Source organism: Micromonospora sp. CB01531 (assembly GCF_001905095.1).
Classification (GTDB): domain Bacteria; phylum Actinomycetota; class Actinomycetes; order Mycobacteriales; family Micromonosporaceae; genus Micromonospora.
The window spans coordinates 106,554-127,659 of sequence record NZ_LWLS01000094.1 but is presented as its reverse complement, the minus strand read 5'-3'; the positions used below and the strand labels follow the sequence as shown (position 1 = coordinate 127,659).

Genomic DNA, 21,106 nt, shown 5'->3' with positions numbered 1-21,106 from the left:
CGCGAGGGCACCGGATGGCCCATCTAGCGGCATTACGCGTCGCCGTCGGGCGCCGGATCGCCGACCTGGCGGCAATACGCATCGCCGTCGGGCGCCGGATCGCCGACCTGGCGGCAATACGCATCGCCGTCGGGCGCCGGATCGCCGATCTGACGGCATTATGCCGCCGCGGACACCACCACATCGCCGACCTCGCGTCGATCAAGCGCGACGGCGATGCGGCCGGATTTGCGCCGAGCCGGCAAGGCGGGCCGGGCGGCGGGACGCGGCGAGGCGGGACGGGGAACGAAAAGGCGACGGCCCCGGTGGCTTTCGCCGACCGGGGCCGTCGCCCTGTTCGATGTGACTTACTCGTCCGCACCTGCGGTGGCGGCGCCACCGAGGTCCGCCGGGACGGCGTCCGGAACGGCCACCGGCCGGTCGGCGCCCCGGAAGACGAGCTTGGACTTGTCGATGTTGCTCGGGTCGCCCTCGCAGTCCACCACCACGATCTGACCCGGGGTCAGCTCGTTGAAGAGGATCCGCTCGGAGAGGTTGTCCTCGATGTCGCGCTGGATCGTGCGACGCAGCGGCCGCGCGCCCAGCACCGGGTCGAAGCCCTTCTTCGCCAGGTACTTCTTGGCGTTGTCGGTCAGCTCCAGGCCCATGTCCTTGTTCTTCAGCTGGGTCTCGATCCGCTGGATCATGATGTCCACGATCGACAGGATCTCGTTCTCCCGCAGCTGGTGGAAGACGATGGTGTCGTCGATCCGGTTCAGGAACTCGGGCCGGAAGTGCTGCTTGAGCTCGTCGTTGACCTTCTGCTTCATCCGGTCGTAGTTCGACTCGGAGTCCTCAGAGGCCTGGAAGCCCAGCGAGACCGCCTTGGCGACGTCCCGCGTACCGAGGTTGGTGGTCAGGATGATGACCGTGTTCTTGAAGTCCACGATCCGACCCTGGCCGTCGGTGAGCCGCCCGTCCTCCAGGATCTGGAGGAGCGTGTTGAACACGTCCGGGTGGGCCTTCTCGATCTCGTCGAACAGGACCACCGAGAACGGCCGACGGCGCACCTTCTCGGTCAGCTGCCCGCCCTCGTCGTAGCCGACGTAGCCGGGAGGGGCACCCACCAGCCGGGACACCGTGTACCGGTCATGGAACTCGGACATGTCCAGCTGGATGAGGGCGTCCTCGCTGCCGAACAGGAACTCGGCGAGCGCCTTGGACAGCTCGGTCTTACCCACACCGGACGGGCCGGCGAAGATGAACGAGCCGGACGGGCGCTTCGGGTCCTTCAGGCCGGCCCGGGTACGCCGGATCGCCTTCGAGACCGCCTTGACCGCGTCCTCCTGGCCGATGACGCGCTTGTGCAGCTCGTCCTCCATGCGCAGCAGGCGCGAGGTCTCCTCCTCGGTCAGCTTGTAGACCGGGATGCCGGTCCAGTTGCCGAGCACCTCGGCGATCTGCTCGTCGTCGACCTCGCTGACGACGTCCAGGTCACCGGCCTTCCACTCCTTCTCCCGCTGGGCCTTCTGGCCGAGCAGCTGCTTCTCCTTGTCGCGGAGCTGAGCGGCCCGCTCGAAGTCCTGCGCGTCGATCGCGGACTCCTTGTCGCGGCGCACCTGGGCGATGCGCTCGTCGAAGTCACGCAGATCTGGCGGCGCGGTCATCCGGCGGATGCGCATCCGGGCACCGGCCTCGTCGATCAGGTCGATCGCCTTGTCCGGCAGGAAGCGGTCGGAGATGTACCGGTCAGCCAGGGTGGCGGCGGCCACCAGGGCGGCGTCCGTGATGCTCACCCGGTGGTGCGCCTCGTAACGGTCCCGCAGGCCCTTGAGGATCTCGATGGTGTGCGCCAGCGAGGGCTCACCCACTTGGATCGGCTGGAAGCGGCGCTCGAGAGCGGCGTCCTTCTCCAGGTGCTTGCGGTATTCGTCGAGCGTGGTGGCGCCGATGGTCTGCAGCTCGCCACGGGCCAGCATCGGCTTGAGGATGCTGGCGGCGTCGATCGCGCCCTCGGCGGCACCCGCACCCACCAGGGTGTGGATCTCGTCGATGAACAGGATGATGTCCCCGCGGGTGCGGATCTCCTTGAGCACCTTCTTCAGGCGCTCCTCGAAGTCACCGCGGTAGCGCGAGCCCGCCACCAGGGCGCCGAGGTCCAGCGTGTAGAGCTGCTTGTCCTTCAGCGTCTCGGGCACCTCGCCCTTGATGATCTTCTGGGACAACCCCTCCACCACGGCGGTCTTGCCGACGCCGGGCTCACCGATCAGGACCGGGTTGTTCTTGGTACGGCGGGAGAGCACCTGCATGACCCGCTCGATTTCCTTCTCGCGCCCGATGACCGGGTCGAGCTTGCCCTCGCGGGCGGCCTGGGTCAGGTTGCGGCCGAACTGGTCCAGCACGAGGCTGGTCGACGGCGCGGCCTCACCCGGCGCGGCACCCGCCGCGGCCGGCTCCTTGCCCTGGTAGCCGGAGAGCAGCTGGATCACCTGCTGGCGGACCCGGTTGAGGTCCGCGCCGAGCTTGACCAGCACCTGGGCGGCGACGCCCTCACCCTCGCGGATCAGGCCGAGCAGGATGTGCTCCGTGCCGATGTAGTTGTGGCCGAGCTGCAGCGCCTCACGCAGCGACAGCTCCAGCACCTTCTTGGCCCGCGGCGTGAACGGGATGTGCCCGCTCGGCGCCTGCTGGCCCTGGCCGATGATCTCCTCGACCTGCTGACGGACGCCCTCGAGGGAGATGCCGAGGCTCTCCAGGGCCTTTGCCGCGACACCCTCACCCTCGTGGATCAGGCCCAGCAGGATGTGCTCCGTACCGATGTAGTTGTGGTTGAGCATCCGGGCCTCTTCCTGGGCCAGGACGACAACCCGTCGCGCTCGGTCGGTGAACCGCTCGAACATGCCCTCGTGCTCCTCACGTGCCGTGCGCCTTGATGGTCAAAATCTTGGCGGGGCCGGTGCGCGGACGTCCGGGACGGGCGTCCGTGCCTCCTTACTCTATCGCCGCGGACCGACTCCGCTGAGGTCGTGCGACCCCGCGAATGGCCGTTCACGCGTCGTTTCTGACAACCGTCCACGCTCAGGAGGTGTTCCGGTACCCCTGCCTGTACGCGCAGAGCGAAATTCGACCGCAGGTGGAAAAGCCCGGTCGGGGGCTCCCCGGACGTCTCCGGGCCGGGGCGGGCGGCGTCGGTGCCGACCGCCGGCCATCCACAACCTGTGGACAAGTTCTCCACTGCCTGTGGACAACTTGCCCCACGGCGGTTTTCTTCCCGGTCCCGGCCCAGGTTTCCCGGCACTCGACCGCCGCTCCCGGCGGCCTGGGGATGTACCGGACAGACGGCGCGGCGGGGCGGAAACGGCGACGCCGGCCCGGAGTGGCACTCCGGTCCGGCGTCGGTGTCGCCCGCTACGGCGCGTCGGCTCAGTGGCCCGCCTTCGCGTGGTACTCGTCGACGATCTCCTGCGGGATGCGGCCCCGGTCCGAGATGTCCTTGCCGGCCTTCTTGGCCCAGGCCCGGATGGCCTTGTTCTGCTCGCGGTCGGCGGTCGCGCCGCCCCGACCACGCGCGGCCCGGCCACCGACGACCACCCCACCGCGCCCGACCTTGGTGCCGTGCGCGACGTACGGAGCGAATACGTCGCGCAATTTCTCGGCATTGGGAGCCGACAGGTCGATCTCGTACTGCACGCCGTCGAGCGCGAACTTGACGGTCTCGTCAGCGTCCCCGCCGTCCAGGTCATCGACCAGCTTGTGAATGATCTGCTTGGCCACGTCCTACATTCCTTTCGAGCAGGGTGGTGCTCCCGTTAATACAGGAGCACGATAACCCCCCCGACACTTGCCGCGTCAATAGGACTCGGTAACGACCCGGCGATGCTTCGCGGCTACTCGGGGCGGACCAACGGGAACAGGATGGTTTCCCGAATTCCCAGGCCGGTCAGCGCCATCAAGAGCCGGTCGATTCCCATTCCCATGCCGCCGGCCGGCGGCATTCCGTACTCCATCGCCCGGAGAAAGTCCTCGTCCAGTCGCATGGCCTCGTCGTCGCCGCGGGCGGCGAGCTGCGCCTGGGCCACCAGCCGCTCCCGCTGCACCACCGGGTCGACCAGCTCGGAATACGCGGTGCCCAGCTCGAAGCCGAGCACGTAGAGGTCCCACTTCTCGGCCAGGCCCGGCTCCGTGCGGTGCGCCCGGGTCAGCGGGCTGGTCTCCTCCGGGTAGTCGCGCACGAAGGTGGGCGCCTGCAGCGACGGAACGACCAGTTCCTCGAACAGCTCCTCGGCCAGCTTGCCCGGACCCCACTTGGGGTCGACGCCGAGCCCGACCTTGTCCGCGTACTCGACCAGGCGAGACCTCTCAGTTCGCACGGTGACCTCCTCACCGAGCGCTTCGGAAAGAACACCGAACAGCGTCACCGACCGCCACTCGCCGCCGAGATCGAACTCGCGACCGTCGCCGTGGGTCACCACCGTCGAGCCACCGACCGCGATCGCGGCCTGCTGCACGAGATTACGGGTCAGCTCGGCCATCGTGTCGTAGTCGCCGTACGCCTGGTAGGCCTCGAGCATCGCGAACTCGGGCGAGTGCGAGGAGTCGATGCCCTCATTACGGAAGTTGCGGTTGATCTCGAAGACCCGGTCCACACCGCCGACCACGGCGCGCTTGAGAAACAGTTCCGGCGCGATTCGCAGATACAGATCGGTGCTGAGCGCATTGCTGTGGGTCACGAATGGGCGGGCCGCCGCGCCACCGTGCAGCAACTGGAGCATCGGGGTCTCCACCTCGACGAAGTCCTGCGCGTGCAGGGTGTCGCGGAGGCTGCGCACGGCGGCGGCGCGGGTGCGTACCATCTGCCGCGCCTGCGGCCGGACGACCAGGTCCACGTAGCGCTGGCGGACCCGGGCCTCCTCGCTCAGCGGCTTGTGCGCCACCGGCAGCGGGCGTAGCGCCTTGGCGGTGACCGCCCATTCCTCGACCAGCACCGACAGTTCGCCGCGCCGGCTGGTGATCACCTCACCGGTGACCCCGACGTGGTCGCCGAGGTCGACCAGGCGCTTCCAGTCCTCCAGCCGCTCCGGGCCGACCCGGTCCAGCGAGAGCATCGCCTGCAGCTCGGTGCCGTCACCGTCCCGCAGGGTGGCGAAGCAGAGCTTGCCGGTGTTGCGTACGAAGATCACCCGGCCGGTGACCGAGACCCGGTCGCCGGTGGCGGTGTCGGTGGGCAGGTCGGCGTACTGCGCCCGGATCCGGGCCAGCGTGCTGGTCCGGGGGTATCCGACCGGGTACGGCTCGACGCCCTCGGCGAGCATCCGGTCCCGCTTCTCCCGGCGGACCTTCATCTGCTCCGGAAGGTCGTCGGCGGGGTCGACTGGCACGGCGTTCTGCTCGGTCACGGCACGCTTCCTCAAGCCTTGGGAAAATCGGCGGGTCAGCCCATGAGCGTACTCAAGCGGCCCGCCGGCCGTTACGGGATAACCTGCCGCTCATGACGGACCCCACTCAGGCGCTCTCCTTCGGCGCTGCCGCCGCCGAATACGACCGCTTCCGCCCCCGCTATCCCGAGGCAGCCCTGCGCTGGGCGCTCGACGGGCTCGCGGTGCCGGCCACGGTGGTGGACCTGGGCGCGGGCACCGGCATCCTCAGCCGGGGCGTGCTCGCGCTCGGGCACGAGGTCGTACCGGTGGAACCGGATCCGGGAATGCGGGCGCAACTGGCGGTCGCCACCCCGGGTACGACGCCGCTGGCCGGCAGCGCCGAGGCGGTGCCGCTGCCGGACGGATCGGCGGACGCCGTCCTGGTCGGGCAGGCCTACCACTGGTTCGACAAGGAGCCGGCACACGCCGAGATCGCCCGGGTGCTCCGCCCCTGTGGCACCTTCGCCCCGATCTGGAACACCCGCGACGAGCGCGTGGCCTGGGTGGCGGAGCTGGGCCGGATCGCCCTCCTCGGCGACAACGCCGGCGACGTCACCGCGAAGTACGGCGACTTCGGCCCCGCCTTCGAGCCGGTCGAGCTGGGCGAGTTCGCCCACACCACCACACTCACGCCCGACGAGGTGGTGGGCATGCTGCACACCCGCTCGTACTGGCTCACAGCCCCGGCGGCGGAGCGGGAAAAGATCGACCGGGAACTCCGGGACCTCTTCGCCACCCACCCCGACCTCGTCGGACGAGAGACTGTCGAACTCCCCTACCGCACGTTCGTCTTCCGCTCCCGGCGGCGCTGAACCACCGAAGGTTTCCGGGTCAGACGTTGCGCTCGTACACCATCCGCAGGCCGATGAGCGTGATCATCGGCTCGTGGTGGGTGATCGTGCGACACTCGTTGAGCACCAGGGCGGCCAGGCCACCGGTGGCGATCACCGCCTTCACCTCGCCCAGCTCCTCGGTCATCCGCTCGACGATCCGGTCCACCTGGCCGGCGAAGCCGAAGTAGAGGCCGGCCTGGAGGCACTCGACGGTGTTCTTGCCGATCACCGACCGGGGCATGGTGGCCTCCACCTTGCGCAGCTGGGCGGCGCGGGCGGCCAGCGCGTCGAAGGAGATCTCGATGCCCGGCGCGAAGGCGCCGCCGAGGAACTCACCCCGGCCGCTGATCACGTCGAAGTTGGTGGTCGTGCCGAAGTCCACCACGATCGACGGCCCGCCGTAGAGGGTGTACGCGGCCAGGGTGTTGACCACCCGGTCCGCGCCGACCTCCTTGGGGTTGTCGATGGCGAGCTGCACTCCGGTGCGTACCCCGGGCTCGACGATCACGCTCGGCAGGTCCGCGTAGTAGCGGGCCAGCATGGTGCGCAGCGAGCGCAGCGCGGCCGGCACAGTGGAGCAGGCGGCCACCCCGGTGATCTCCACGGCGTCACCGGCCAGCAGTCCCCGGAACATCAGACCCAGCTCGTCGGCGGTCGAGCGGGCGTCGGTCTTGATCCGCCAGGAGTGCACCAGCTTGTCGCCGTCGAAGGTCGCCAGCACGGTGTTGGTGTTTCCGATGTCGATGCAGAGCAGCACGCTGGCAGCCTAGACGGCGCTCGCGCCGCGGGTGAGCGCGAGGAGTGAGCCGGGTTTGCGAGCCCCGCAGTCGCGAACGAAGACCAGCACAGCTCACTCCGTGCGCAGATCCAGGGCGATGTCCAGGATCGGCGAGGAGTGGGTCAGGGCGCCCACCGAGAGGAAGTCCACCCCGGTCGCGCCGTACTCGGCCGCCACCGGCAGGGTCAGCCCACCGGTCGCCTCCAGCTCGGCCCGGTCGCCCACCGCCGCGACCACCTCGCGCAGCTGCGCCGGGGTCATGTTGTCCAGCAGCAGGAAGTCGGCGCCCGCCTCGACCGCCTCCACCGCCTCGGCCAGGGTGTCCACCTCCACCTGCACCGGCACGTCCGGGAACGCCTCCCGGACCCGGCGGTAGGCGGCGGCGATCCCGCCCGCGGCGACCTTGTGGTTGTCCTTGATCATGGCGACGTCGTGCAGGCCCATCCGCTTGTTGGTGCCGCCGCCGGCGCGGACCGCGTACTTCTCCAGGGCGCGCAGGCCGGGGGTGGTCTTGCGGGTGTCGAGCACCATCGCCTTGCTGCCGGCCAGGGCGTCGGCCCAGGCCCGGGTGTGGGTGGCCACCCCGGACATCCGGCACAGCAGGTTGAGCGCCGTCCGCTCGGCGGTGAGCAGCAGCCGGGTCGGGCCGGCCGCCGTGGCCAGCACATCGCCGCGGGCCACCCGCTGCCCATCCTGGGCCACCAGCGACACCTCCACCGTACGGCCGGCGCCGGTCACCTCGCCCACCAGCTCGAACACGGCCGCGGCCACGGCCAGCCCGGCCACCACGCCGTCGGCCCGGGCGACCAGGTCACCGGTGTCGTGCTGAGCGGCCGGGATGGTGGCGACGCTGGTCACGTCGAGGAAGTCGGGACCCAGATCCTCGGCGAGCGCGTTGACGATCACCCGCCGTACCCGCTCCGGGTCCAGGCCACCGGCCCGCAGGGCCCGCTCCGTCGACTCCCTCACCGTGCCTCCTTCGTTCGCGACTGCGGGGCTCGCAAAACCGGCTCACTCCTCGCGCTCACAGTGCCTCCCAGCGCTCGGTCAACCGTCCCTCGGTCCCGACCCCGGCGACGAGATGGCCCAGCCACCGGTCGTCGGCCGTCGGGAAGTCCTCCCGCCAGTGGCAGCCCCGGGTCTCCCGACGGGTGTACGCGGCGGCGACCAGCGCCGACGCCACGGTGATCAGGTTCGTCGCCTCCCAGTCGGCGGTACGCGGAACCCCCCGGCCCTGACCCAACTCGGTGAGCGTGCCGGCGGTCGCGGCCAGGCTCTGCGCCGAGCGGAGCACCCCCGCCCCCCGGGTCATCGCCCGCTGCAGGGTGGCGGTGGTCGCGGCCGGCAGCACCCAGCCCTGGCCACCCACCCAGGCGCCGGTCTCGGCCGGCTTCGCCTGCTCGGGCAGCCCGGCGGCGACGTCCTCGGCGATCCGGCGGGAGAAGACCAGCCCCTCCAGCAGCGAGTTGCTGGCCAGCCGGTTGGCACCGTGCACCCCGGTGCAGGCCACCTCGCCGCAGGCGTACAGGCCGGGGATCGAGGTGCGGCCGTGCAGGTCGGTACGGACGCCGCCGGAGGCGTAGTGGGCGGCCGGGGCGACCGGGATCAGGTCGGTCGCCGGATCCACCCCGATCGCCAGGCAGGACGCCACGATGGTCGGGAAGCGCCGGGCCAGGAAGTCCCCGCCGAGGTGCCGGGCGTCCAGGAAGACGTGGTCCGCGCCGGTGGCCAGCAGCACCCGGTGGATGCCCTTGGCGACCACGTCCCGCGGGGCCAGCTCGGCCAGCTCGTGCTGGCCGACCATGAACCGCTTGCCGTCGCCGTCGACCAGGTGGGCGCCCTCGCCGCGCAGCGCCTCGGAGACCAGCGGCTGCTGGGCCCGGGCGGCGCCGGGCGCGCCGTCCGGCACGATCAGCGCGGTCGGGTGGAACTGGACGAACTCCACGTCGGTGACCGCCGCGCCGGCCCTTATGGCGAGCGCCACGCCGTCTCCGGTGGAGACCGCCGGGTTGGTGGTGGCCGCGAAGATCTGGCCCATGCCGCCGGTGGCCAGCACCACCGCCCGGGCCAGGAGCGCCCCGACGCCGTCCTCGCTGCCCTCGCCCAGCACGTGCAGGGTGATCCCACAGGCCGGGCCAAGCCCGTCCGGTCCGTCCCCGGGGGCGCGCAGCAGGTCCAGCACGAGGGCGTGCTCGACCAGCCGGATCCACGGGTCGCGGTGGACCGCCGCGTGCAGCGCCCGCTGCACCTCGGCCCCGGTGGCGTCGCCGCCGGCGTGCACGATCCGGTCCGCCCGGTGGCCGCCCTCGCGGGTGAGCATCAGCGAACCGTCCGGGTTCCGGTCGAACTCGGCCCCGATCCGCATCAGCTCGCGCAGCCGCGTCGGGCCCTCCTCCACCAACACCCGGACCGCCGCCGGGTCGCACAGGCCGACCCCGGCCACCTCGGTGTCGTACGCGTGCGCCGCCGGGGTGTCGGTCGGGTCGAGCACGGCGGCGATGCCGCCCTGCGCCCAGCGGGTCGAGCCCTCGTCCATGTTGACCTTGGTGACCACCGTGACATGCAGCCCCGCCTCGCGCAGGTGCAGCGCGGCGGTCAGCCCGGCGACCCCGGAGCCCACCACGATCACGTCCGTGGTCTCCACCCAGCCCGGTGCCGGCGCGGCCAGCAGCCTGGGCAGGGCCGGCAGGTCGACGGTCGGAACGTCCATGAGCACAGTCAACCCGAACGTCCCTCGCCCCGGGCGGCGGGGGCGGGACGAGTGGTTTCGGCTACCTCGTCCGCACCGGCAGGCCGGCTGGCCCGGCACCCTTCAGGGAGGCGGTGACCGTCCGGTCGCTGAGCCACAGGTAGCAGCGGACGCCCCGGTCACCGACGGCCCACCGGCCGGCGCCGGGCGGGCGTACCACCACTCCGCTGCGGAAGCGCAGGGTCGCGTCGTCGGGCACGCCGACGTACCGGGCGAGAACCTTGTTGCAGCCGGCGTAGAGCGGGACCCAGTCGGCGTCTCTCGTCGGGTACGGGCGGTCCGGCGCCGGCCACACCCCGACGAACTCGGCGTCGTGCGCGGTGCCGCAGTCCACCGGGGTCAGCGTCCGCACCCGCCGGGCGTCGCTGCCGGTGCGCTGGCAGCCCAGCCGTAGCGCGGACGGCCCCTTCAGCGCGTCCCGCAGGCTGCCCGTCCGGGTCACTACCTGCGCCGCCGCCTCGACCGTGGTCAGCTCGGTCAGGTCGCAGCGGTACCACCGGGAGCCGGCCGCCCAGCCGGACCCGGTGGGCAGGGCCACCGCCAGCCGCAGCCGCCCGGCCCGCCAGTTGTCGCCGACGTACCCGCTGGCCCGGGCGTCGCAGTCGGCGAACGCCGTCCGCAGCTCCGGCGAGGCGGGGGCCGGTGGGGCGGTGCGGTCGGCCGGGAAGGTGCCCACGTGCACCGTCTCCACCCGGTGCGGCAGGTCGCAGCCCACCGGGTCGTAGCCGGCCAGGCCGACCGTGGCGGTGAAGTCGGCGACCTGGCAGACCCCGGCCGCCGGGGTGAACGCCCCGGCCGCCGGCAGCGCGGCCCAGTCGTCGGTGAGGTCTCCGTCCAGCCCGCCGGCCCGGGCGCAACCGACCAGCGCGGCCCCCGCGACCAAGGCGGCGACCAGGATCGTCATCGCACGGCGCATCGCGGCCTCCCCCAGCGACGACCGTCAACCCGACGGTCCGCCCAGGGTAGCCGGAAATGACCTTCCGGTGACAGACCGTGCTGTCCGGGTCAGTTCAGGGCGGCGGCGAGGGGGTTGGCCACCGGGTCGCCGGCGGTGCCGGCGGCGGCGGTGGTCGGATCGGCGGTCAGGTCGACCACCTTGTTGTCGGCGTCGACGTGCACCACCCGCGGCTGGTACGTCCGCGCCTCGGCGTCGTCCATCTGCCCGTACGAGATGAGGATCACCAGGTCACCGGGGTGCACCAGGTGCGCCGCGGCGCCGTTGATGCCGATCACGCCGCTGCCCCGCCGCCCCGGGATCACATAGGTCTCCAGCCGGGCCCCGTTGGTGATGTCGACGATCGCCACCTGCTCGCCGGGGAGCAGGTCGGCGGCGTCGAGCAGCTCCTCGTCCACGGTCACCGAGCCGACGTAGTGCAGGTCGGCCTGGGTCACCGTGGCCCGGTGGATCTTCGACTTGAGCATGGTCCGGAGCATCGGGTCCCTTTCCCGGGGTGTGGTGGTGCGGTTCAGGAGCGCGGCGCGAGCCGGATCGCCGTGTTGTCGATCAGACGGGTGGCGCCCACCCAGGCGGCGATCAGCAGCCGCGCCGGACCAGCCACCGGCCCCGGCTCCAGTTCGGCGTCGGTGAGCACCAGGTAGTCGAGGCGGGCGCCGGGCGTACCGGCGTCGAAGGCGCGATGGGCGGCGGCCAGCACCCCGCCCGCGTCCGCACCCTGCTCGGCGGCCTCGACGCCGGCCCGCAGCGCGGCCGACAGGCTCAGTGCCGAAGCCCGCTCCTCCGGCGAGAGGTAACGGTTGCGGCTGGACAGGGCCAGGCCGTCCGGCTCCCGTACGGTCGGCACGCCGACGATCTCGGTCGGCACGTCCAGGTCGCGGACCATCCGCCGGACCAGGGTGAGCTGCTGGTAGTCCTTCTCGCCGAAGAAGGCCAGGTCGGGGCGGGTGAGCTGGAGCAGCTTCAGCACCACGGTAAGCACGCCGTGGAAGAAGCCGGGGCGGCTCAGCCCCTCCAGGTCCTCGCCGAGCGGGCCCGGATCCAACCGGACCGTCGGCTGGCCGTTCGGGTACATGTCGGCAACCGCCGGGGCGAAGACCACGTCCGCGCCGGCCCGCCGGCAGATCTCCAGGTCGGCGTCGAGGGTGCGCGGGTAGCGGTCGAAGTCCTCGTTCGGGCCGAACTGGAGCGGGTTCACGAAGATCGTGACGAGCACATGGTCGGCCTGCTCGCGGGCGGCCCGGAGCAGCGTCTCGTGCCCGGAGTGCAGCGCGCCCATGGTCATCACCACGCCGACCGTGCCGGTCAGCCCGTCCCGCGCCGCCGCCAGTTCCTTGCGCGTGTGCACCAGCTCGGTCATGCGGCCACCTCCCCGTAGATCCCGGTCAGCACGTCCAGCAGCGACTCCGCGTCCGCCGGGCGCAGCCGGCCGGCCGCGATGGCGCGGTCTGCCGTCCGTCGGGCCAACGCCAGGTAGGGGGCCACGGATTCCGGCGCGGTCGCCGCCAGCCGCTCCAGGTGCCGGCGTACGGTGCCGGCATCGCCCCGGGAGACCGGGCCGGTGAGCGCGTCGTCACCGAGCCGCAGGGCGTTCTCCAGGGCGGCCCGCAGCAGCGGGGCGAGCACCTTCTCCGGCCGGTCCACCCCGGCGTCGCGCAGCCGGTCGGCCGCCTCGTTGACCAGGGTCACCAGGTGGTTGGCGCCGTGCGCCAGCGCCGCGTGGTAGAGCGGGCGGTCGGCCTCCGCCACCCACTCCGGCACCCCACCCAGGTCGGCGACCAGCCGGGCGGCGAGCGGACGCAGCTCCGGCGGAGCGGTCACCCCGTACGAGATGCCGGGCAGGCGGGTCAGGTCGTCCGGCGTACCGGTGAAGGTCATCGCCGGGTGCAGCGCGAGCGGCCGGGCACCGACCGCGGCGGCCGGGGCGAGGACGGCCAGCCCGTGCGCGCCGGACGTGTGCGCGACCACCTGGCCGGGGCGCAGCGCGCCGGCCTCGGCCAGGCCGGCGATCACGCCGGCCAGGGCGTCGTCGGGGACCGCCACGATCAGCAGGTCCGTGGCGGCGCGGGCGACCGCGGTCACGGACCGGTTCGGGGTCTGCGGCAGCAGCAGCGCCAGCCGGGCCTTCGCGGCACCCGAGACGCCGGAGACTGCGGCCACCCGGTGGCCGGCTGCGGCGAGGGCCGCGCCGAGCACGGCGCCGACCCGGCCGGCGCCGAGCACGCCGACGGTGAGGGCGCGCGGAAAGACGAGCGGGGCGCCGGAGGGGGCGCCACCCGGCGGTACGGCGAGCCCACGCGGGGCGGCCGCACGCGGGCGCAGCGGTGCGCTCATGACAATCGATCCAGTCCTCGATGGGGGTACCGGTCGATCGCAAGTATGCGCCGGGGTCACGGACCCGGAACAAGCATGTGTGAAAACCTTCACGGAGCGTGTGGAACGAGGAATTCTGGGCACCGGGCGGGCCGGCTCCCGCACGGGCCAGCGCCCGGTCGTACCGTCAGCGAATGACGTTCCCCGAGCAGCCGCTGCCGTGGCGGGAGGCGATGGAGCGGGCGCTCTACGGGCCGGGCGGCTTCTTCGTCTCCGGGGCGGGGCCGGCCGCCCACTTCCGCACCAGCGTGCACGCCTCCCCGGTGTTCTCCGCTGCCATCCTGCGTCTCCTCGACTCCCTTGATCGTGCGCTGGGTCATCCCCCTCAGCTGGACGTGGTGGACGTCGGCGCTGGGCGGGGTGAGTTGCTTCGGGCGCTGCTCGTGGGGGTTTCCGGGGAGCCCGCCCGCTCCGGGCGGTCAGGCTTGATCCCTCCGCGGGCGGGCCCCCCGGAAACCCTGCCCACCACGGCCGCCACCCGCCCGTCACCCTCCGGGCTCGGTTCGCTCTCCGCCGGTCCGTCGCCCGCCGCGCCGGTCCCGCTCGCCGACCGGGTACGCCTCACGGCCGTCGAGAAGGCACCCCGCCCAGTCGACCTGCCGACTGAGATCAACTGGACCGAAGAGATCCCCGACCGGATCACCGGACTGCTGCTGGCCACAGAGTGGCTGGACAACGTCCCGCTGGACCTGGCCGTGGCCACTCCCGAGGGCTGGCGGCATCTGCTGGTGGACCCGACGGGTGAGGAGTCGGTGGGTGACCTGGTCGACGCCGAGGATGCCGGCTGGCTGGACTGGTGGTGGCCGACGCCGGTGAGCGACGAGACCAGCCGGACCGAGTCGGGGTTCCGGGCGGCCCGACCGGCGGAGGGATCAAGCCTGACCGCCCGGAGCCGGTCGGGCCGCCCGGAACCCCCCACCAGCGCGAGAGCCGAGATCGGCAGGAGTCGAGACGAAGCCTGGGCCGACGCCGTCCAGCGAATCGAGAAGGGCTGCGCGCTGGCCGTGGACTACGGGCACCTGAGGGACGGTCGGCCGGTGGACGGAACGTTAACCGGGTATCGGGGTGGGCGGCAGGTGCCGCCGGTGCCGGACGGGTCGTGTGACGTCACCGCGCACGTCGCCATGGACTCCGTCGCTGCCGCCGGTGCGCGGGTCGCCGGGTGCGCGTACACCCTGATCACACAGCGGGAGGGGCTGCGGGCGCTCGGGGCCGACGGCGGGCGACCGCCGCTGAGCCTGGCCGCCCAGGATCCCGCCGGGTACGTCCGGGCGCTCGCCGCCGCGTCGGCGGTGGCCGAGCTGACCGACCCGGCCGGCCTCGGCGGGCACTGGTGGCTGCTGCAACCAGTCGGCATCACCCTCGATCGCGTCATGGCACGATGACGGGCATGACCACGGACGCCGGCGACCTCCGCGAACTGACCGTCGGCACGGGCGCCGGCGGGGAGCAGCTCGGCACCGACATGGTGCTCAACATCGGCCCGCAGCACCCCTCCACCCACGGCGTGCTACGGCTGCGGCTGGTGCTCGACGGCGAGCGGGTGGCCTCCGCCGAGCCGATCGTCGGCTACATGCACCGGGGCGCGGAGAAGCTCTTCGAGGTACGCGACTACCGGCAGATCATCGTGCTGGCCAACCGGCACGACTGGCTCTCGGCCTTCGCGAACGAGCTGGGCGTGGTGCTGGCCGTGGAGCGGCTGATGGGCATGGAGGTGCCCGAACGCGCGACCTGGCTGCGGATGGCGCTGGCCGAGTTGAACCGGGTGCTCAACCACCTGATGTTCCTCGGCTCGTACCCGCTGGAGATCGGCGCGATCACCCCGATGTTCTACGCGTTCCGCGAGCGGGAGACCCTGCAGGCGGTGATGGAGGAGGTCTCCGGCGGCCGGATCCACTACATGTTCAACCGGGTCGGCGGTCTGAAAGAGGAGGTGCCGGCCGGCTGGACGGGCCGGGCCCGGGCGGCCATCGCCGAGGTCCGCCGGCGGATGCCGGACCTGGACCAGCTGATCCGACGGAACGAGATCTTCCTGGCCCGGACGGTCGGGGTGGGCGTGCTGTCAGCGACGGACGCCGCCGCGTTCGGCGCGTCCGGGCCGGTCGCCCGGGCCTCCGGCCTGGACCTGGACCTCCGCCGGGACGACCCCTACCTGGCGTACGACCAGCTCGACGTGCCGGTGGTGACGAAGACCGCCGGGGACTGCCACGCCCGCTTCGAGGTGCTGCTCGACCAGGTGTACGCCTCGCTCGACCTCGCCGAGCAGTGCCTGGACCGGGTGGACCGGCTCACCGGGCCGGTGAACACCCGGCTGCCCAAGGTGGTCAAGGCGCCCGAGGGGCACACCTACGCGTGGACCGAGAACCCGCTCGGCATCAACGGTTACTACCTGGTGTCCCGGGGCGAGAAGACGCCGTGGCGGCTCAAGCTGCGCACCGCCTCGTACGCGAACGTGCAGGCGTTGGCGACCCTGCTCCCCGGCTGCCTGGTGCCGGACCTGATCGCCATCCTCGGCTCGATGTTCTTCGTGGTCGGCGACATCGACAAGTAGCCCTCGGCTTCAGGGGGCGGCGGCGTCAGCGCCAGCGGTCGGCGGAGCGGGGGCTGGCAGCCCGGGCCGCCTCGCCGCGCGGCGGGTAGCCGTGCCGGTCGTCGCCGTACCGCGCCGGTTCCGGCTCGGCCTGGTGCCATTCGGGCTCCACCTGGCGCCACTCGGCCTGCCCGCTGCGCTGCGTCGGGGGACGCCACTCGTCGGGCACCGGCACCCCACCGACCGGCAGGGCCGGCCGATTTTCCCCCGCCCAGCCGGATCCCGTGTCGGCGGGCGCCCCGTGGCCCCGGTGGGGCTCGCGGACGGACGCCCAGCGATTCTCGACCCGGTACTCGGTGCCGGCGCCGTCGGCGTGCACCGCGGCGTGCCGCTCCCCGACCCGGAGCTGCCGGCCATTCTCGTCGTCGCGGACCGACGCCCAGCGGTTCCCCGCGCGCAACTCGGACCAGTACTCGCCGTCCGGATCCTCAACGGCGGCCCGGCCAGACGGCGCGGGCGAAACCTCGGCGCCGTCCGGCGACGTCCAGCCCGCCCGCGGGCCGGCCCAGGAGCGCTCGTCCTGCGTCGCCGACCAGGACTGCTCGGCACGGGCTGCGTCCCGGCTCGTCGACCACTGCTGGTCGCCGTCGCGGTCCGCCGACCAGGACCGCTGGTCCGCCGGTCCGGCCGGTTCCGTAAACCGGTCCCGCTCACCGCCCTGGCCGGACCAGGCGCCGCCGTGCCGCGCCCCACCCTGGCCGGACCAGGTGCCGCCGCCGTGGCCGGTCCGGCGGTCGCCGGATGGCCAGGCGTGGTCGTCCTCCGCCTCCCGGTATCCGGACCACGGGCGTTCCTCCGGCTCCGCGCCGCTCCACGGCCGCTCCTCCGGCACCGGGGACCAGCGGCCGGCGTAGCCGCCGTAGTGGCCACCCGTGGCCGGGTCCGCGGCACCGTCCACGATGGTGTGCCGGGTGGTGACGTGCACGGTCTCGGTGCGATGCACCACCCCGACCTGCCAGGGTTCCGGCCGCCCGTCCGGCTCCGGCGTACGCGGGGCGCCGTAGACGCCGGGCTGCGAACGGTCGGCGGGCGGGGCGGGCCGTTCCGTGCCGTAACGGGTGCCGGACTCCGGGCGGCGGGCCGGCTCGTCCTCGTCCCGGCCGGCGGGCTGCCCCCAGCCCGGCTGCTCCGTGGCGGCGTAGCTGGCCCGGCCGTCGTCGTGGGTCTCGGCGGACGGCACCCGGGCGCGGCCACCGGCGGGTTCCGCGGCGGCGGGCATGCCGGTCCCGGCGGCGGCGGCCGCCGCGGCGTCCAGCCGGCGGCGCAACCCGGTGACCGTCTCCTGGGTCCGGTGCGCCTGGTCGAGCGCCTGGTTGCCACGCTGCGCGGCCGCTACGATCTCGCTGCGCAGCTCGTGGCGAAGCTGCTCGATCTCCTCGCGCACCTCGTCGACGCCGGCCGCGCCGCTGCCCTCGGCGCGCAGCGCGATGGAGAGACCGATCAGCACCACGGCGAGGATCGCCAGCACGGCACCGAACCGCAGCGGCCCGCCGCCGTCGGCGACCAGCAGGAGAAGCGCCGCCAGGGGCGCGAACGCCACCCCGATCCAGAACAGCACGTTCAGTAGCGATGGCGTGCGCTTTTCGGCGGGGGCGACCGGGGCGGGCATGGCTGAGCAGACTACCGAGAGTTGCCCCGGTAGGGAACGGGCCGAAAGCACCGATGTAACGACGGCGACCAGGCGTTCGGTGGCGGGCGTCCCGGCCGGGTCCGGTCGCCGACGGACCGGGTTCGGTCCGTCGGCGACCGGCGGCTTTCCGGGTCGGCGGCACGGCGTCAGACGCGCCGAGCCGGTCGCGGGAGGTCAGCTCGCAGCGAGCGCGGCGTCGGAGGAGAAGACCAGGCCGACGCTGGCCGCCCCGGTCTTCAGCGCGTTCTTGGTCTGCGGGCCACCCGCGTCCAACGAGCTGAACGAGCCGGCCTTGAAGTCGTAGACCTGGACCAGGCCGGCCTGGCACTTCGGCCGCTGCGGGCATTCCGGCGGGCCGGCCAGCACGGTGGCCTGGCCGGAGCACTTGCTCGCCAGGTCGGACAGCGTGGCGAGCTGGTACTTGTCGGCGAAGGCCTTGGTGACCGCGAAGGCGTTCTGGTCCTGGGCCTGGGACGGCTGGCCGAAGCTGATGCCGACCTTGTCACCCGCCGCCGCCAACGCGCTGACCGTCTTGTCCAGCTCCGGGGAGGAGATCGGCTCGGCGTCCTTGCCGTTGGCCTTGGTGTTGAGGAACTCGGCCATGGTCGCCGCGTACTCGGGGACGACCTGGATCTCGCCCTTCTCCAGGGCCGGCTCGTAGAGCTCACGGTTGCCGATCGTCTGCACCTTGACCTGGTAGCCGGCCGCGGTGAGCGCGATCTTGTAGAGCTCGGCGATGGTCTGGCTCTCGCTGAAGTTGCCCGCGCCGACCGTGACCTGACCACCCGGGCCCTGCTCCACGCCCTGGGTGACGCCGTTGGCGTCGGCGAACGCCTTCGCCGCGACCTGCGGGGTCTTCCGGTCGACGTCGACCGCCCGGTTCAGCTCGATCAGCTTGGGGGTGTCGAGCGCCGCAGAGACCTTGTCCAGCGCGGCCACCAGCTGCGGGGTGGCGGCCTTCTTGTTGATCGCGGGAAGGACGTTGTCGGTGTTCTGCAGCTTCTTGTCGTCGGTGAGGACGACCAGCTGGTCGCCCGCGACCGGGGCGCAGCCGGCCCCGGAGGCACCCTGCTGGGGTGCGTCGGTGCCCGAGGAACCGGCGTCACCGCAGCCGGTGAGCAGGCCCGCCGCGGTGAGGGCGCCGAGCGCCCCGACGGCCAGGCGTGTACGTGCGCGCATCGATTGCCCGCCTTCCGTGTCCCGGCGCGACCCGTTTCGGGGCCGGCCGCGTGTCCGACGGGCGATCCGGTCGGCCGCCCGCGATTCCAGCCAATATCCTCCGGGCCGGACCGACAAACTCCGAGCCAATTTCGTCACCGGATCGTCACCCGGCACGTGGTTTCGCCCGGTTCAGGCACCCGCAGTGGCGTCCGTCACGCGCCGGTTCGCCGCCCCTCGGGCCCGCCGCAGCGGGCGCGGCGTCACGGCCCGCTCCACCAGCGCCAGCACCCCCTCGACCAGCAGCGCCAGCCCGGCGACCAACACGCCGCCGGCGATGATCTGGCCACCGCCGGCCGCGATGTCCAACCCGAAGCCGGCCCGGATGATCTGCCCGAGCCCGCCGCCGTTGACGAAGGAGGCCAGCGCCGCGGTGGCCACCACCTGCACCGCGGCGGTACGGAACCCGGCGGCCAGGTACGGCACCGCGAGCGGCAGCTCCACCCGGCGCAGCAACTGCCCGCCGGACAGCCCCATGCCGCGCGCCGCGTCCCGGGCCTCCGGGTCGGCCTGCCGCACCCCGGTGTACGCGTTGGCCAGCAGCGGCGGCACCGCGAACACCGCGAGCGCGACCACCACGGCCGGACGGCCGAAGCCGAGGAAGGTGAGCGGCAGGATGGTCAGCAGCGCCAGGGTAGGGACGGCCAACGTGACGTTGGACACCAGCAGCACGGCACCACCGCCCCGGCCGGTGTGCCCGAGCCAGAGCCCGACCGGCCAGGCCACCAGGCAGCCCAGCAGGACGGCCAGCGCGGAGATGCTCAGGTGCTCGCCGAGCCGGTCCAGGATGCCGCCCGGGTTCGTCCAGTTCAGCGGGTCGTTCAGCCAGACCACGGCCTGCTCGACGGGGTTCATGCAGCCCGCCGGCGAAGCCAGGGGGTGAGCAGCCGGCCGACGCCGGCGAGGACCAGGTCCAGCACCAGCGCCAGCAGGACGCAGAGCACCGTGCCGGTCATGATCTCCGCCTTGTAGAAGTTGTTCTGGAAGCCGGCGAAGATGAGCTGCCCGAGGCCGCCCCGGCCGACCACCACCCCGACCGTGACCAACGCCACCGTGGAGACGGTGGCCAGCCGTAGGCCGGTGAGGATGCCGGGCAGGGCCAGCGGCAACTCGATCCGGAACAGGCGGCCCCAGCGGCCGTACCCCATCCCCTCGGCGGCCTCCCGGACCTCGGGCGGCACCTGGTTGAGCCCGGCCAACGCGTTGCGCACGATGACCAGCAGCGCGTACAGCGCCACCACGCTGAGCACGGTGACCGCGCCGATGCCCAAATACGGCGCGAGGAAGGCGAACAGGGCCAGCGACGGGATCGTGTACAGCGCCCCGGCCAGCGCCAGGATCGGCCCGGACAGCGACCGGAACCAGTACGCGGCCACCGCCAGCGGCAGCGCCACCAGCGCGGCGATCAGCACCGCCCGGCCGGTCAGCCAGGCGTGCTCGCGCAGCGCGGCGAGGATCGTGTCAGAGTTGTCCCGCACGTACTGCCAGGAGAACCACGGGTTACCCGGCGCGGCCCGGTAGCTGAGGTGGAGGGACACACGTGGACGTTACCCCGGGATCCGCCGGCGGACACAGCGCGGCATCGATCACTCTCGAGCGCATCCGCAAGCGCTACCCCGACGGCACGGAGGCGGTGCGGGAGCTGAGCCTGGAGGTGAAGGCCGGCGAGCTGGTGGTGCTGATCGGCCCGTCCGGCTGCGGCAAGTCCACCGTGCTTCGCATGATCAACCGGCTGATCGAGCCGACCGACGGCCGGATCCTGCTCGGCGACGACGACGTCACCCGGGTCGACCCGGTGGCGCTGCGCCGCCGCATCGGGTACGTCATCCAGAACGTCGGCCTCTTCCCGCACCAGACGGTCGCCGCCAACGTGGCGACCGTGCCCGGGCTGCTCGGCTGGCCGCGCGGGCGGACCCGGGACCGGGTGAACGAGCTGCTGGAGCTGGTCGGCCTCGACCCGGCACAGTTCGGCCGCCGCTACCCGCACGAGCTCTCCGGCGGCCAGCGGCAGCGAGTGGGGGTGGCCCGCGCGCTCGCCGCCGACCCGGTGGTGCTGCTGATGGACGAGCCCTTCTCGGCGGTCGACCCGATCGTCCGGACCCGGCTGCAGGAGGAGTTCCTGCGGCTCCAGGCCGAGGTCCGCAAGACCATCGTGCTGGTGACCCACGACCTCGACGAGGCGGTACGACTGGGCGACCGGATCGCGGTGCTCTCCCAGGGCGGCCGGCTGGAGCAGTACGACACCCCGGCCGCCCTGCTCGGGTCGCCCGCCTCGCCGTTCGTGCGCGAGTTCGTCGGCGCCGACCGGGGCATCCGCCGGCTGGCGGTCACCCCGGTCACCCACGAGGTGCTGGAGCCGCTCCCGGCCGGTGACGAGCCGGACCTGCCGGCGGTGCCGCTGGGCGGCTCGGCGTACGACGCGCTGGGCGCGCTGCTCAGCTCGGCCGCCGAGCACGCCGTGGTCACCAAGGAGGGGCGGCCGGTCGGGCTGCTCAGCCGATCCCGGCTGCTGGAACTGGGCGCCGTGGCGGACTGAGCGGCGGCGGGGGCGGAACGCCGTGAGCGGGCGGCGGGCGCGGGGCGC

18 protein-coding genes are annotated in these 21,106 nt (G+C 72.8%); 4 read left to right on the top strand and 14 right to left on the bottom strand.

The window, feature by feature from the left end:
• Nucleotides 1–347: 347 nt before the first annotated feature.
• From A6A27_RS28625 to lysS, 3 genes are all read right to left on the bottom strand, one after another.
• A complete protein-coding gene (locus tag A6A27_RS28625; protein WP_073837748.1) occupies nucleotides 348–2,879 on the bottom strand; it encodes an ATP-dependent Clp protease ATP-binding subunit in 2,532 nt (843 codons plus the stop codon).
• Between the two features lie 523 nt (nucleotides 2,880–3,402).
• Nucleotides 3,403–3,753 carry a histone-like nucleoid-structuring protein Lsr2 gene (locus A6A27_RS28620; protein ID WP_073837747.1) on the bottom strand — a complete coding sequence of 117 codons (351 nt, stop codon included), beginning with the start codon at nucleotides 3,751–3,753 and terminating at the stop codon, nucleotides 3,403–3,405.
• A 113-nt stretch (nucleotides 3,754–3,866) separates the two neighbouring features.
• A complete protein-coding gene (gene lysS, locus A6A27_RS28615) occupies nucleotides 3,867–5,375 on the bottom strand; it encodes a lysine--tRNA ligase (protein ID WP_073837746.1) in 1,509 nt (502 codons plus the stop codon).
• Between the two features lie 92 nt (nucleotides 5,376–5,467).
• On the opposite strand from lysS, the gene A6A27_RS28610 reads away from it, so the two are divergent.
• A complete protein-coding gene (locus A6A27_RS28610) occupies nucleotides 5,468–6,208 on the top strand; it encodes a class I SAM-dependent methyltransferase (RefSeq protein ID WP_073837745.1) in 741 nt (246 codons plus the stop codon).
• A 19-nt stretch (nucleotides 6,209–6,227) separates the two neighbouring features.
• On the opposite strand, the gene A6A27_RS28605 is transcribed toward A6A27_RS28610, so the two are convergent.
• The 7 genes from A6A27_RS28605 to A6A27_RS28575 all read right to left on the bottom strand — a co-directional run bounded on the left by A6A27_RS28605 (nucleotide 6,228) and on the right by A6A27_RS28575 (nucleotide 13,045).
• The gene (locus tag A6A27_RS28605; RefSeq protein ID WP_073837744.1) at nucleotides 6,228–6,986 is read right to left on the bottom strand and encodes a type III pantothenate kinase; all 759 of its coding nucleotides are present in this window, start codon (nucleotides 6,984–6,986) and stop codon (nucleotides 6,228–6,230) included.
• Nucleotides 6,987–7,079: 93 nt separating this feature from the next.
• Nucleotides 7,080–7,976 carry a carboxylating nicotinate-nucleotide diphosphorylase gene (gene nadC, locus A6A27_RS28600; RefSeq protein ID WP_073837743.1) on the bottom strand — a complete coding sequence of 299 codons (897 nt, stop codon included), beginning with the start codon at nucleotides 7,974–7,976 and terminating at the stop codon, nucleotides 7,080–7,082.
• 55 nt (nucleotides 7,977–8,031) lie between these two features.
• Nucleotides 8,032–9,717: an L-aspartate oxidase gene (locus A6A27_RS28595; protein ID WP_073837742.1), complete on the bottom strand. Its 1,686-nt coding sequence runs from the start codon at nucleotides 9,715–9,717 to the stop codon at nucleotides 8,032–8,034.
• Nucleotides 9,718–9,778: 61 nt separating this feature from the next.
• Entirely contained in the window at nucleotides 9,779–10,672 is an 894-nt protein-coding gene (locus A6A27_RS28590) for a septum formation family protein (protein ID WP_073837741.1), read from the bottom strand.
• Between the two features lie 89 nt (nucleotides 10,673–10,761).
• Nucleotides 10,762–11,190: an aspartate 1-decarboxylase gene (gene panD, locus A6A27_RS28585; protein ID WP_073837740.1), complete on the bottom strand. Its 429-nt coding sequence runs from the start codon at nucleotides 11,188–11,190 to the stop codon at nucleotides 10,762–10,764.
• Nucleotides 11,191–11,222: 32 nt separating this feature from the next.
• Nucleotides 11,223–12,071, bottom strand: a complete 849-nt coding sequence (gene panC / locus A6A27_RS28580; RefSeq protein WP_073837739.1) for a pantoate--beta-alanine ligase — start codon at nucleotides 12,069–12,071, stop codon at nucleotides 11,223–11,225.
• Entirely contained in the window at nucleotides 12,068–13,045 is a 978-nt protein-coding gene (locus A6A27_RS28575; RefSeq protein WP_073837738.1) for a Rossmann-like and DUF2520 domain-containing protein, read from the bottom strand. The genes panC and A6A27_RS28575 overlap by 4 nt, the downstream gene beginning before the upstream one ends.
• A 173-nt stretch (nucleotides 13,046–13,218) precedes the next feature.
• On the opposite strand from A6A27_RS28575, the gene A6A27_RS28570 reads away from it, so the two are divergent.
• A complete protein-coding gene (locus tag A6A27_RS28570) occupies nucleotides 13,219–14,469 on the top strand; it encodes an SAM-dependent methyltransferase (protein WP_073837737.1) in 1,251 nt (416 codons plus the stop codon).
• Nucleotides 14,466–15,635, top strand: a complete 1,170-nt coding sequence (locus A6A27_RS28565; RefSeq protein ID WP_198940486.1) for an NADH-quinone oxidoreductase subunit D — start codon at nucleotides 14,466–14,468, stop codon at nucleotides 15,633–15,635. The genes A6A27_RS28570 and A6A27_RS28565 overlap by 4 nt, the downstream gene beginning before the upstream one ends.
• A 25-nt stretch (nucleotides 15,636–15,660) precedes the next feature.
• On the opposite strand, the gene A6A27_RS28560 is transcribed toward A6A27_RS28565, so the two are convergent.
• From A6A27_RS28560 to A6A27_RS28545, 4 genes are all read right to left on the bottom strand, one after another.
• The gene (locus A6A27_RS28560; RefSeq protein WP_073837735.1) at nucleotides 15,661–17,283 is read right to left on the bottom strand and encodes a hypothetical protein; all 1,623 of its coding nucleotides are present in this window, start codon (nucleotides 17,281–17,283) and stop codon (nucleotides 15,661–15,663) included.
• A 195-nt stretch (nucleotides 17,284–17,478) separates the two neighbouring features.
• Nucleotides 17,479–18,483, bottom strand: coding sequence for a glycine betaine ABC transporter substrate-binding protein (locus tag A6A27_RS28555; RefSeq protein ID WP_073837734.1), 1,005 nt, complete (start codon nucleotides 18,481–18,483; stop codon nucleotides 17,479–17,481).
• A 171-nt stretch (nucleotides 18,484–18,654) separates the two neighbouring features.
• Nucleotides 18,655–19,377 (bottom strand): ABC transporter permease, encoded by a 723-nt coding sequence (locus A6A27_RS28550; RefSeq protein ID WP_073837733.1) that lies wholly within the window; start codon nucleotides 19,375–19,377, stop codon nucleotides 18,655–18,657.
• A complete protein-coding gene (locus A6A27_RS28545) occupies nucleotides 19,374–20,060 on the bottom strand; it encodes an ABC transporter permease (protein ID WP_073837732.1) in 687 nt (228 codons plus the stop codon). The genes A6A27_RS28550 and A6A27_RS28545 overlap by 4 nt, the downstream gene beginning before the upstream one ends.
• Nucleotides 20,061–20,062: 2 nt before the next feature.
• Here A6A27_RS28545 and A6A27_RS28540 point away from each other — a divergent pair, with 2 nt between their 5' ends.
• On the top strand, nucleotides 20,063–21,058 hold the full coding sequence (locus A6A27_RS28540; protein ID WP_073837731.1) for an ABC transporter ATP-binding protein: 996 nt from the start codon (nucleotides 20,063–20,065) through the stop codon (nucleotides 21,056–21,058).
• Nucleotides 21,059–21,106 lie beyond the last annotated feature (48 nt).